The sequence below is a fragment of the Pseudomonas sp. ITEM 17296 genome, from assembly GCF_028895205.1.
Taxonomy (GTDB): Bacteria; Pseudomonadota; Gammaproteobacteria; order Pseudomonadales; family Pseudomonadaceae; genus Aquipseudomonas; species Aquipseudomonas kermanshahensis.
The window spans coordinates 25,588-38,644 of sequence record NZ_WJRS01000030.1 but is presented as its reverse complement, the minus strand read 5'-3'; the positions used below and the strand labels follow the sequence as shown (position 1 = coordinate 38,644).

Below are 13,057 nucleotides of genomic sequence, written 5' to 3'. Positions count from 1 at the left end.
CTTAATGCCTCTTCTTAGAACAACTAGCATTGCAACGGCAATCATGGTCTTGCCGTTTACGGACGCGGTCCAGGCAGCAAATTGGCAGTCATCGGTGGTGGTACCGACCTCGGTCGAATACGACAGCAACCCGTTGTTGCTGTCGTCTGAAGAAAAGGGTGTGACGCGCACCATCATTGCGCCCGACTACACCCTTGTCGGTACCTTCGACCGCGACGAATTACGGTTGGGTCTTGGCATGCACGTGTTGCGTTCTTCAGACACGGACATCGTCGACGACCGCGAAGACCCCAATGTAAGCCTGGGCTGGCAACGCGACACCGAGAAAGGGCGTTTTGGCCTGGTGGCTCAGTACAACGAAAGCTCTACGTTGTCCGGCATTGTCCAGGACACCGGTGTGGTAACCACCGACGGCACGCAGAAGCTGTATACGCTGGCAGGCAATTGGAGCAGCGCCATCACCGCCCGCAGCACGTTGTCCAACGAAACCAAGTACAGCCGAGCGCGATACGACATCAACACGCTGACCGGCTACAACGAGCTGGGCAACGTGACAACCTGGACCTACGCCTGGAACGAGCGGGCCGATGTGTATACCCGGTTTGGGGTGAGGCGCTATGAGCCCGAACAGGACCTTACTGCGACCGCCTCTAACAGCTACACCCCTGCAGTTGGGGTGAAGTATCAGTTCTCCGAGCGCCTGAGTGCCGATGCGCACGTTGGCGTCAACCAGGTGTCCGGCTCTGAAGGCGGTCGGCGCGGGGAGGGCGGGGCCTCGCTGCTGTATACCGGGGTGCGTTCCGACCTCAGCTTGAGTGCCGAACGCAGCACGGTCGCCAGCGCGGAGGGTGGTTTTGCCGAGCTCGACATGGTGCGCGGTATCTACAGTTACGCGGTCAACGAGCTGACCCGCGTCGGCGCCGATGCCACTTGGCAAGACAGCAAAGGGCAAACACCCAACACACTGCAAATGTACAGTGTCTGGGCCAGCCGGGAATTTTCGCCTTTTTGGGATCTGCGCCTATCGTTGATGTACAAGGAGCGGCGGCAGGACGATGCACCCACTGCGGACGCAACAATTGTTGGTTTGACGTTGACGTATAGGTACCCCGACCTCTGAACTTCAGCCTGGTGGCCTTTATGAAGTCTGACTACGAGCTTTCCCTTAAAGATTACATCGCCATCATCAAGGATAGGGCCCTGTTATTAGGGATCAGTATCGTAGTCATTCTTGCCGCGACCGTGGTGGTCGCGGTCAGCGTGCCACCGATCTATCAGTCCACCGGGACCATTCTGGTGGAGTCGCAACAGATCTCCCCCGAGCTGGTATCGGCGAACAACAACAGCTTTGCCGATGAGCGCATCGAGGTCATTCGCCAGCGCGTCATGACCCGCGAGAACCTGCTGCGGATCATCGACAAGTACAGCCTGTTCGCTGACAAGCGGCTCAGCGAAAGCGACAAGATCGACCAGATGCGCAATGCCATCGTGGTCGCTACCCTCAGCACGTTCGTCAGAGGGCGGGGTGAGGCCACAGTCGCATTCAATGTGTCCTTCGAGCACAAGCAAGCGCAGGTGGCCAAGGATGTCGCCAACGAACTGGTAACGCTGTTCCTCAACGAAAACCTCAAGCAGCGCACCGAGCGCGCCAACGAAACCACCGAATTCCTGACCCAGGAAGCCAACAAGCTGGGTGCCGAGCTTGCCAGCCTGGAAAACCAGCTGGCGGACTTCAAGCAAGCCCACGCCAATGCCTTGCCTGAGCACCAGTCGCTGCGCATGAGCATGTTGTCGCGTTCGGAGCTGGAGTTCAGGGAGGTCGACCGCGATTACAAGACCGCGCAAGAGGAACTGCGTTACCTGGAGCTTGAATTGTCGGCGGCCAATGCCGGCTTGACCACCAAGGCTGACGGTACCCGGCCGTCCAGTGTCGACCAGCCACAAGACCTGCCCAGCCTCAAGGCCGAGTACGCCCGGCTGCTGACCAAATACAAGGACGCGCACCCGGACGTAGTTGCGGTCAAGCGCAAGATCGATGCCCTGCAGGCCAGCGGCGGCGGCAGCAAGGCTGCGTCGTCGGTCAGCCTGGATGTGGCGCGGGTGCGTGCGCGGATTGGCGCGGCCCAGGAGCGCATCACCTCACTGGCGGAGCAAAAGCGTGAGCTGGTGAAGAAAATGGAAGGCTACGAGGCGGAGATTCTTGAAGCCCCGCAAGTGGAGCGTGGCCTGGTCACCTTGATGCGCGACCACGACAACGCGCGCAAGAAGTACGAAGAAATCCGTGCCAAGGAAATGGGCGCGAAAATTACCGAAAGCCTGGAACAGGAAAACAAGGCAGAGCGTTTTGTGCTGCTGGAGCCACCGCTGCTGCCTGAGAAGCCGATCAAACCCAACCGCAAGAAAATCGCCGCCCTGGGCCTGGTGCTGGCACCGGCAGGCGGTGGCGCGTTGGTGATGCTGCTGGAAATGCTCAATCAGCGGGTACGGGGGGTAGGGGCGTTGGAGAGCGTGTTGGGCAAGCGTGTGCTGGTGACGGTGCCCTTCATCACCACCCAGGCGGAACTGGCAAAGCGTAAACGCTGGCGCAACCTGCTGATCCTGGCGGTGCTTGTGCTGATTGCTATGATGGTAGTGCTGGTGCACGTGTTCTACATGCCGTTGGATGTGTTGCTGTTCAAGGCTATGGCGCGGTTTGAATAGGGAAAGCAGTGATGGACAGGATCAAGCCGGTAGTTGGCAATGGTATTCATCAAGTTTCTCCAGGTGCTGCCCAGGCACCGCAAACCGCCCACGGGGCGGAGCCTCCAGAAGTGCCAGGGCAATTCGATTACGTGAAGACCAAGGTGGTGCCGTTGCGTGCGGAGCACCTTGAGCGCAATCGGATTGTCGCGTTCAACAAGAACTCGAACATGAGTGGGCCGATCGACCTGTTGCGCACGCAGGTGCTGCAGGCGATGGAGGAAAACGGCTGGCGTACCTTGGCCATCACCTCGCCAACGCCCGAGGCGGGCAAGACGGTGCTGGCGATCAACCTGGCCATGAGCATCGCGCACCATACGACCAAGACGGCGCTGCTGGTGGACTTCGACCTGCGTCGCCCCAAGGTCGGCAGCAGCCTGGGCTTGCCGATGGAAAAGGCCCTCAACGAGTTGCTGTCTGACCAGGCCGGGCTGGAAGAGGTGCTGGTCAACCCGACGTTGCCGCGTTTTGTCGTGCTGCCGACGCGGGTGCCTATTCCGATGTCTACCGAAATGCTGTCCTCCCCCCGGGTGAACAACCTGATCAGCGACTTGCGCAGCCGCTATGAGTCGCGCATCTGCATTTTCGATTTGCCGCCATTGTTGAGCTCAGACGATGCAATCACCGTGATGCCCAAGTTCGACTGTGTGTTGTTGGTCGTCGGCAACGGCATGAACAGCAAGCAAGAGATCGAGGAATGCCTGCACCACCTGGCGACTGTCAACCTGATTGGTACGGTGTTGAACAAGGCGGATGAAAAGCCGCGCACCTATTACTGACTATTCACTATCGAGTGGAGCAGCCTTGTGCTGCGAAAGGGCCGGTGACAGCAGCGAAGATTCGCTGTGTTTTCACCGGCCTCTTCGCAGCACAAGGCTGCTCCTACACCCGATAGTGAATAGCCGCATGATTACGGCCGAGGCCACGGCTACTGCAATTCCCCCCAGGCATGCGCCACGATCTGCTCCGCGGTATCGATCACTTGCTGCACTGAAAAGCTCAGGCCATTGCCCAGGTTGAACGCCATGCTGGGGCCGCCAGCGACCAGGCACGGTGTTGAACAAGGCGGATAAAAAGCCGCGCACCTATTACTGACTATTCACTATCGAGTGTAGGAGCAGCCTTGTGCTGCGAAGAGGCCGGTGACAGCAGCGAAGATTCGCTGTGTTTTCACCGGCCTCTTCGCAGCACAAGGCTGCTCCTACACCCGATAGTGAATAGCCGCATGATTACGGCCGAGGCCACGGCTACTGCAATTCCCCCCAGGCATGCGCCACGATCTGCTCCGCGGTATCGATCACTTGCTGCACTGAAAAGCTCAGGCCATTGCCCAGGTTGAACGCCGTGCTGGGGCCGCCAGCGACCAGGCACGGTGTTGAACAAGGCGGATGAAAAGCCGCGCACCTATTACTGAGCTATTCACTATCGGGGTAGGAGCAGCCTTGTGCTGCGAAGAGGCCGGTGACAGCAGCGAAGACTCGCTGTGTTTTCACCGGCCTCTTCGCAGCACAAGGCTGCTCCTACCCCCGAGAGTGAATAGCTGAATGATTACGGCCGATGCCACGGGTACTGCAACTCTCCCCCAGGCATGCGCCACGACGTGCTCCGCGGTATCGATCACTTGCTGCACTGAAAAGCCCAGGCCATTGCTCAGGTTGAACGCCGTGCTGGGGCCGCCAGCGACCAGGCACGGTGTTGAACAAGGCGGATGAAAAGCCGCACACCTATTACTGACTATTCACTATCGGGGTAGGAGCAGCCTTGTGCTGCGAAGAGGCCGGTGACAGCAGCGAAGATTCGCTGAGTTTTCACCGGCCTCTTCGCAGCACAAGGCTGCTCCTACCCCCGATAGTGAATAGCCGCATGATTACGGCCGATGCCACGGGTACTGCAACTCCCACCCCCAGGCATGCGCCACGATCTGCTCCAGCGATGCATACGCTGGCCGCCAGCCCAACACACTCAGCGCTTTGCCTGCATCCGCCACCAACCTGGGCGGGTCACCCGCGCGGCGGGGTGCATCGAGTGTGTGGATCTGCCGGCCCGTCACTGTGCGGGCGGTATCGATCACTTGCTGCACTGAAAAGCCCAGGCCATTGCCCAGGTTGAACGCCGTGCTGGGGCCGCCAGCGACCAGGTAGTCGACCGCCAACGCATGTGCCGAAGCCAGGTCGGCGACATGCACATAATCACGAATACAGGTGCCATCGGCGGTGTCGTAATCCCGGCCAAACACCGTGACCGCCTCACGCCTGCCAGCGGCCGCCTGGAGGATCAACGGTATCAGGTGGGTTTCCGGCTCATGGCGCTCGCCCAGCTCCCCGTCAGGGTCAGCCCCTGCGGCGTTGAAGTAGCGCAGGCACACTGACTTCAGCCCGTATGCACGGTCGAAGTCCTCGAGAATTTGCTCGACCATCCACTTGCTGAGCCCATAGGGGTTGATCGGTGCCTTGCCATGCGCCTCGTCGATGGGCACGTACAGCGGGTTGCCGTAAACGGCTGCGCTGGAGGAAAACACCAGCCGCTTGATGCCCGCATTCACCATCGCCTGCAGCAATGTCAGGGTGGCCGCTACGTTGTTCTGGTAGTACTTGCCAGGGGCGCAAACCGACTCGCCCACCTGAATGAACGATGCGAAGTGAAAAACCGCATCGAAGTGGCACTCGGCGAACAGCACATCCAGCGCCGGCTCGTCGGCAATGTCGAGCTTGGCCCATTGCACCCCAGGCCCTGGCGACACAAGGTCCGCCACCACCACATCATGGCCCGCGGCCAGCAAGTGCTTGACCATGTGCGAGCCGATATAACCTGCGCCACCGACAACCAGAAACTTCATCCGTGCCTCCTGGACTCTGCTGTTGTACAGACGCCGCGGGTCGTCCCTGAATCGAACAGGTGGGAGTATCAGCTACAGGTCTCTTGAGACTGTAGATGGCCAAATGCCCTATTTCAAGAACAGCCAGTTGGACATGTACTGGCCATCGAACGTGATCACATAGCGCCCGTTCTGGTACGCCACTGGCAATTCCTTGAGTTGCGCTTGTGCATCGCGCGCGAACAGTTTCAGGCCGGCCGCTGCCTTGATGGCCAGCGTGCCTTCGAAGGGCTCGACATTGAACGGCGTCTTGTCGTCGGCCTTGGGCACAGCCCGGGTGCCCAGTGAGATCAGCAGGCTGCGAGCCTGGCCCAGCGGTTTGGCATCCAGGCTCTGCACGACGACACTGGCATAAGGCGTCTTTGCCTGTACCTCGACCTGCCCAAGGTTGAGGGTTCGACCGCCCAGCCAGCCGGTCGCCGCCTGGGTCAGGGGGGTATCGATGGTGTAGAGGCCTTGTTGCCAGTTGCGCTTGAGCTCCCCGGTATCGGTTACCGACTCGGTGGCGTCAGGGGGCAGCAACGATTGGGCAGGGTCACGCAGCACTTGGGCATCGGCCGGGATGATGCTGGGTTTCAGCCAGGGCAACTCCGGCGTCTGCGGCATGGCGATCTGCAGCCTGCCTTTTTCCATGGCGGTGCGCAGCAGCAGCGAGTTGCGCGGCGTGATGTCCTGGTTGAACAAGGTGGCGGGTGTTGGCGCGAAGACGTAACGGGTGGTGGCTTGCTGCACGTCCGCACGGCGGTAGAGCAGGGCAGCCGCGGGGAGCGTGGCCAGCATGGCCGGGTCGTTGTACGCGTGCCAGTTGTCTGCCGTGCGCCAACCGCTGTTGAAGGCCTGCTGGCTATAGGCATATTGCATCATGGCGTCCCAGCCTTGGTGGCTGGCCGTGCCCGCCACATACAGGGGCAGCGAATGGCGGTCGGGCAGGGGGAAGGGTTCAGCGTTCCATTCGGTGACCGTCAGGGGCAGGCCGACGACCTGGGCCGCGGCAATCCAGTTGATCATCCCGTCGCTGGTCAGCGGGTTCTTCTCGAGCTGGCCGATGGCGCCGTAGCTGTGCGCATCGATCACATCGCCCGAGGTCAGCGCGGGCAGCGCGCTCAGGCCATTGCCGCCCCAGGTGCTGGTGGTGGCAATGGGTACCTTGACCCCCAGACTGCGCAGGTGCGCAATCATGTCGACATCGAAACGGCGTTCCAGATCATTCAAGAAGAGCTTCGACGGGCCATGTTCCCAGGCGCGCCAGGTGCGGTCTGCAGGCAGGTCATTGCGCTTGGCGAAGGCGTCTGCCTGTTCCTGGTAAAGCTTGGTATGTGCGGGGACTTTTTTGTCCGGCATCAGGGCGTTGCCGTAGTGCTGGGTGATGTCGTTCTCGTTGGTGATCAAAACCGCAGCAATGGCCGGGTCGTCTTTGTAGGCAAGGCCGGTGTAGGGGTTCACATGGGTCATGTACTGCTCAATAAAGCGTTTCATGGCCTGTTGAATGCTCTGGTTCACATAGGCGTAGCCTTTAAGGTCGACCCTGGGCTCGCCCTTGGCCAGCTCATCGAAATCTTCGATGTTGTCATTGGCGGTAAGGGCGCGCTGTACGTGCATGTCGAGCCAGACGTAGATGCCCTCGTCCTTGAGGCTTTTGACCCACAGGTCGATCTTGCGCAGCGACTCGGCATTGAGCTGCTGGGTATCGCGAATCAAGGTGCCGTCGCCAAACACGTTCGGGCTGACCCACGGGGAGTCGTGGTGGTGCAGCCGGACGAGGTTGAAACCCAGTGCCGACAGGCGTTTGGCCTGTTTGATGATTTCCTCGTCTGGCGTCTTGAACAGCGAGTACGCAGATAGGTTGGTGCCCCAGAAACGCACGGGGGTGTTGTCCTCGAACGCCAGTTGCTCGCCGGAGGCCTTTACAAAGCCGCGCTTGCCTGCTGGTTTCTCGGGTGCGTTGAGAAAAGACAGGTCGACCGGCGAGGTTTGCCAGTCAAGCTGGTCGTCGGGCCACTGCGCGGGGTCTTGCAGGCCAAAGCGCTCGGTGGGGGTTGGGCCCAGCTCGATATCGCCCGTCACGTTCAACGTCGCCTTGATCTGCTGCTGGCCGGCGCTGATGGGGTCTTTGTAGAAGAACGCGCGGATCTCGGCATTGCTACCCGGTTCGAAGTACACCTTTGCCAGTGCAGGTTCGAAGCGCATCTCGATGCGCCTGCCTTGCGCATCTTTGCCCCAGGACCAGCCACGGTTGTCGGGCAACAGCACGGGCGCGCCCATCTCCCCATTGAACAGGGCCGGGTCGAACTGGAAAACGATGCCGCCGCCCATCACGTTGGACTGCCTGCTGTGTGCGGTCAGGTCGAACGCCCAGGTCAAGGTTTGTGTTTGCGGCTTGCGGATATCCGCCGTCAGGTCGAAGTCCAACTGCTTGTTCTTGCCCTGCAGGGTGTAGCTGTAGGGCGCATTGACCTTCATGGCGGTGTAGAAACCAGTCCAGCTCCAGTTAGCCGCCCAGAAGTCGAACTTGGCTTTCATCACCTGCCCGCCACCGCGTGTCACGCTGGGCAGGCCGTTTTGTTCTTCGACGCTGACGACCCACCCGGAGGCCCAGCCAGCCTGGGACATGACGGCCAGGCCAACGAACAGGGATGCCCGCATGAAGGGGCGCAAAGGGAAACGGCTCATGGGCATCACCTGGTTTGAAGGCCGGCAGCGGGAAGGTCGCTGGCCTGGCTGGAACGGAGCCTGCGCACCCGCTGTATGTAGGCCACCCCAAGCCCTGCGACCGACCAGTACACGGTGGGGATGATAGTGATGCTGCTGACGGTGAAGATGATCACCAAGATCCCCACCAGCGTCGCCAACAGCGCCCGGCCCAGTTGCCGTTGCTCGTCATCCTTGTCGGGGAACGCGCGCATGGCTTTGCGGATGCCCAGCAACACGGTGACGAAAAACGCCACGAACAGCGCGAGCCCGACCAACCCGACCCGCAGGGCCAGGCTGACGTAGGTGTTGACGATGTCGATAATGCCTTCCCCCTGAATCATCGACTGCATTTCAGGGGTGTTACGGAAGTCGAACGATCCGAACAAGGGGTTACGTTGGATCACGATCCAGGAGTTGTCGATCAAGCGTTCCCGGTAGGTGATGTTCTCTTTTTCGATATTGCCGATGAAAGGCAACAGGTCCAGCACCTTGTCGCCCCCAGGTAGCACAGTCAGCAGCGGCAGAGCCAGTACGCCGGCAAGGGCAAGCACAGTCAGGCGCTTAATGGCGCCTTTGCCCATGGCAATGAACACCACGACGATGACCACGGCGCCAATCCAGGGGCCGCGGGACAACGGCGCGAAAAGCCCGGCAGCCAGCAGCAGGGCGCCGAGCACCCGCTGCAGCTGGCTGCGCACATAGCCCTGGACGAACAGGTACAGGCCGATGGCCACACTCATCACGTAGCCCAGTGCAATTGCCTGCCCGGTGGTGGCGCTGGCGCGCAATGAGCCGCCACGGCTCAGGTAGCCGGACATGCTCCACTGCACGCCCATGGCATCGATCAGGGCGTTGTACAGCAGCCAGTGGCGGACGAACTCGGCAACGCCGATCAGTGCCAGGACGAAGGATGCCAGCACGAATGCCAGCATGGCGTCCTTGAAATCACTGATCTCCCTGAGCCCTCGGCTGGCGACGTAGTAGGGCAAGAACACATCGACATACAGGTAGAGCGCCTGGCGCAAGGTGTCGGTCAAGGTAGTTTCACGCAGGTACAGCACACTCATCAGCACCAGGCTGGCCGCCAGCAGCTTGTCGGGCCAGGTGCGGCCAAAGCGCAGGGTATCGCTTTGCCTGCTCAGGGCCAGCGCTGCCGGCAGCAACACGCACAGCGTCAGCAGGCGAACATGGTTGAGGTCGACCAGGTAGTTGACCACGCCAAACCCAGGTATTTGCACTGAGGCCGGCGGAATCAGGAACAGCAACATGAAAAACAGCGCCATGGCATTGCGTTCGCGCCGCCCGGCGATGTACATGATCAGCCCGGCAGCGGCCACGTACACCCAGAAGCTGTGGGAGGCGAAGGCCACCAGCGTCAGGACGAACCACAGGTTACGCCGGCGCTTGAAGTCGCTGTAGGGGATGAGGTCTGTCGCCGGGCGGCGCGCCATGACAAAAACGACGCCTGCCAGAAACAGAATGACGATCAACGCACGAAAATGTTCAGGCATTGGCTAAGGACACCTTTCCCTTGGTGGGCACGGCTAGCATCATGGCTAATTGAAACTATAGTGACTTTTAGCCAATCAGTCAGAGATTGAAGTCATGCCGTCGATTGATGTGTCAGCCTCCGCGAGCCTGCGCAAGCGCGCACTGAAGGCCGGGTCATGGAACCTGGTGTCGCTGGTGGCGTCACAGGTCATGCGCCTGGGCGGCAACCTGATCATGGCCCGTTTGCTGCTGCCGGAAATGTTCGGTGTGATGGTCATCGCCACCACGGTTTCGGTACTCCTGCACTTGCTGTCCGATGTTGGCCTGCGCCAGAACATCATCCAGAGCCACCGGGGCGACGACCCCGAGTTTCTCAATACCGCCTGGACCGTCCAGATCATCCGCGGCTTCGTCCTGTTTGCCCTGACCTTGCTGCTGGCCGCTGCCTCCTGGTTCGCGCAGCTGGCCAACCTGTGGCCGGCGGACTCCACTTACGCCGCCCCTGAGCTGCCGATGGTGCTGGCGGCGACCGGCCTTTCGGCCATCATCTGGGGATTCCAATCGACCAAGATAGATGTCGCCGTACGAACTTTCCAACAGAAGCGCGTGGTATTGGTGGACCTGGCCTCGCAAGTGGTCGGTTTGATCGCGATGCTGGTGATCGGTTATTTCACCCGGTCGATCTGGTCGCTGGTGATCGCCGGCCTGGTCAGCGCCCTGGCGGGTACCTTGCTGGGGCACCTGGCGCTGGAAGGGCCGAACAACCGCCTGCAGTGGGACCGAAGCGCGCTGAACGAGCTGATTGTGTTTGGCCGCTGGATCCTGCTGTCGTCGATGGTCGGCGTACTGGCCATGTACGGTGACCGGATCTGGTTTGGTGCGAGCATGACAGCGGGGCAGTTGGGGGTGTACTCGATTGCCGTGCTGATCCTCGGGTCCGTGCAGACCGGGTTGCTGAAACTGGTGGGCTCGGTGGCGCTGCCCGCGTTCAGCGAAGCCGCTCGGGAAGGTGACAAGGCACGCCTGAAGGCGCTGTACTACCGTTTCAGGTTGCTGGTCGACCTTGTGATGCTGTTCGCCTGCGGGGTGTTCCTGACCGCCAGCCCGTTGTTGATCGGCTGGATGTACGACGCGCGCTACACCGAGGCGGGGACGATTCTTGCGATTCTTTCGCTGTCGTTCTTCACGCTGCGCTATACCTTGGCACATCAGATATGGATTGCCCTGGGCCTGACGAAATACCAGGCCATGGACAACATCATCCGGCTAGTCTCGTTATGGGGGTTGTTGCCACTGCTGCTGGCCATTGGCGGTGTTGACTACGCAATCTGGGGGGTGGCCCTGCATACCTTCCCGACGTTGCTGTTGATCGTCTACGTTAACTGCAAGCTGGATATCTTCAGTGTCAAACGCGAGTTGGTGGTACTGCCGATGGTGGCCGTGGGGGCACTCTGTGGGCTGTTGGCGACCCGTTTCTTCGAGTGGCTGTGATGAGGCCAGAGGCGGGCGATGGTGCAATGTGGGGGCGGTCGAGTGACTGATTGTTAACACTTCATCGAGATAGGTCTGGGGATCATGGGGAAGCTTACGTTGTGTACTCCGCAGTTGGGTCGTAGGGGTTTTCTCCAGAGCTGTGTCCTGCTGGGCGTTGGCGGCGCGGTGTTTGGGGTGGCCGCAGACGTTGCACGCAAACCCGTCGAAAAAACCGGGTTCGTGGTGATCAACGGCTGGGTGTTGCCTTCTCAGTACTTCCGGAACGAGCCAGCATGATCAAGGACTATCAGCAGCAGAAAACGCTGCGTGACGACTATGATTTTTGCATCATCGGGGCCGGCCCCGCTGGCATTACCCTGGGCCTGCGGCTGGCAGCTGCGGGTTGGAACGTGCTGCTGGCCGAGGGCGGTGGGCGTGAGTATTCACCGCACTCGCAAGGGCTGTACACGTGCGCCTCGACGGGGCTCGAACTGTACGCCGCAGAAACACGCCTGCGTTACCTGGGCGGCACGTCCAACCACTGGGCAGGGCGCTGCCGGCCGTTCACCCCCTCAGACTTCGCCATGGCGCCGCCCGGCGACTTGCCCGGCTGGCCGATCCCCTACTCGGAGATCGAGGGCTACCTGGCTGCGGCCATGGACATCGTCGATTTGCCGCCAGGCTCGGAGTTTCACGCGATGAACACCGGGCTTGCGGGTGATGACTTCGAACCCGACCGCTTCCTGCTGAGCCCCCCAACGCGCTTTGCGCAGAAGTACGCGACTGCACTGAACGAAACCCACGGGCTGGACGTATTCATCAATTGCAACTGCGTCGACCTGGAGTTCGACAAAGCGTCGGGCCATGTGGTGGCTGCGGTGGTGTCCGATTACGACCGTCATCGTCAGCGCGTGGTGGCCAGAAACTTCATCCTGGCGACGGGTGCCATCGAGAATGCCCGGCAGTTATTGAACAGTGAATCCCTGTTGGCCGCGGGTATCGTCAACAAGGAAGGGCTGACCGGGTGTTGCTTCATGGAGCACCTGAATATCGACATGGGCACGTTCATCCTGAAGTCGGACCAGGACACCCAGATGCGTCAGTACTACACCACCGACGCCTTTGTTGAGGAATACCAGGCCGGTAAAGGCAATATCACCGCTGCACTGCTCTCGGATGTGCAGACGTATGGCCGCACGGCCGAGGTCAAACACTTTCTGGAAAACCTTGCCTGTGACATGGGCGTTGCCGACAAGATCGCCTTGGTCGCCAAGTTCAGTTGCCCGGGCGACGGTGTGATCGGCACCATGATCGAGCAGTTTCCCAACCGGCAAAGCCGCATTTCATTGCTGAATGAGAAAGACGAGCTGGGGGTGGCCAAGGTCAACGTGCATTGGGCACTGAGCGAAAGTGACAGGCACACCATCAAGTGCATCGGCACCGAACTGGCCAAGCAATTTGCCGACATGGACTTGGGCTTCGTCAAGCTCAACGACTTCGTCTACGACACATCGGTGCCGTTGAAGATGGCGCCACATGCCCATCACATGGGCACCACGCGCATGGCTGCGTCACCTGAGTTCGGTGTGGTCGACGCCAATTGCAAAGTGTTCGGCACCCAGAATCTCTATGTGGCGGGAAGCAGTATCTTTGCCAAGGGCGGCGCGTCCAACCCGACCATGCCGTTGTTGCAGTTTGCCGTCAGGTTGGCGGACCACCTCAATGAAAAGTTGAAATCGGCTACGGGTGCCGCGGTGTAACGCACGTTGTAAACGGGTTGAGTGCGAG

Annotated in this window: 8 protein-coding genes; 5 read left to right on the top strand and 3 right to left on the bottom strand. The window is 60.4% G+C overall.

Annotation, left to right across the window (positions count from 1 at the left end; translation table 11 throughout):
• The first annotated feature begins 4 nt into the window (after positions 1-4).
• From GIB19_RS24275 to GIB19_RS24265, 3 genes are read left to right on the top strand one after another with little or no spacing between them, the layout of a single operon-like run.
• A complete protein-coding gene (locus GIB19_RS24275; RefSeq protein WP_085273383.1) occupies positions 5-1,120 on the top strand; it encodes a hypothetical protein in 1,116 nt (371 codons plus the stop codon).
• 20 nt (positions 1,121-1,140) lie between these two features.
• Positions 1,141-2,700 carry a GumC family protein gene (locus GIB19_RS24270; RefSeq protein WP_085273382.1) on the top strand — a complete coding sequence of 520 codons (1,560 nt, stop codon included), beginning with the start codon at positions 1,141-1,143 and terminating at the stop codon, positions 2,698-2,700.
• 11 nt (positions 2,701-2,711) lie between these two features.
• A complete protein-coding gene (locus GIB19_RS24265; protein ID WP_027596764.1) occupies positions 2,712-3,518 on the top strand; it encodes a CpsD/CapB family tyrosine-protein kinase in 807 nt (268 codons plus the stop codon).
• A 1,088-nt stretch (positions 3,519-4,606) separates the two neighbouring features.
• Here GIB19_RS24265 and galE read toward each other — a convergent pair.
• The 3 genes from galE to GIB19_RS24245 all read right to left on the bottom strand — a co-directional run bounded on the left by galE (position 4,607) and on the right by GIB19_RS24245 (position 9,816).
• Positions 4,607-5,575: a UDP-glucose 4-epimerase GalE gene (galE, locus tag GIB19_RS24255; protein WP_099429452.1), complete on the bottom strand. Its 969-nt coding sequence runs from the start codon at positions 5,573-5,575 to the stop codon at positions 4,607-4,609.
• Positions 5,576-5,683: 108 nt separating this feature from the next.
• The gene (locus GIB19_RS24250) at positions 5,684-8,290 is read right to left on the bottom strand and encodes a cellulase family glycosylhydrolase (RefSeq protein ID WP_446731408.1); all 2,607 of its coding nucleotides are present in this window, start codon (positions 8,288-8,290) and stop codon (positions 5,684-5,686) included.
• On the bottom strand, positions 8,290-9,816 hold the full coding sequence (locus GIB19_RS24245; protein ID WP_274888320.1) for an O-antigen ligase family protein: 1,527 nt from the start codon (positions 9,814-9,816) through the stop codon (positions 8,290-8,292). The genes GIB19_RS24250 and GIB19_RS24245 overlap by 1 nt, the downstream gene beginning before the upstream one ends.
• A 94-nt stretch (positions 9,817-9,910) precedes the next feature.
• On the opposite strand from GIB19_RS24245, the gene GIB19_RS24240 reads away from it, so the two are divergent.
• On the top strand, positions 9,911-11,287 hold the full coding sequence (locus GIB19_RS24240) for an oligosaccharide flippase family protein (RefSeq protein WP_238211729.1): 1,377 nt from the start codon (positions 9,911-9,913) through the stop codon (positions 11,285-11,287).
• 275 nt (positions 11,288-11,562) lie between these two features.
• Positions 11,563-13,029 carry an FAD-dependent oxidoreductase gene (locus tag GIB19_RS24235; RefSeq protein ID WP_099429447.1) on the top strand — a complete coding sequence of 489 codons (1,467 nt, stop codon included), beginning with the start codon at positions 11,563-11,565 and terminating at the stop codon, positions 13,027-13,029.
• Positions 13,030-13,057 lie beyond the last annotated feature (28 nt).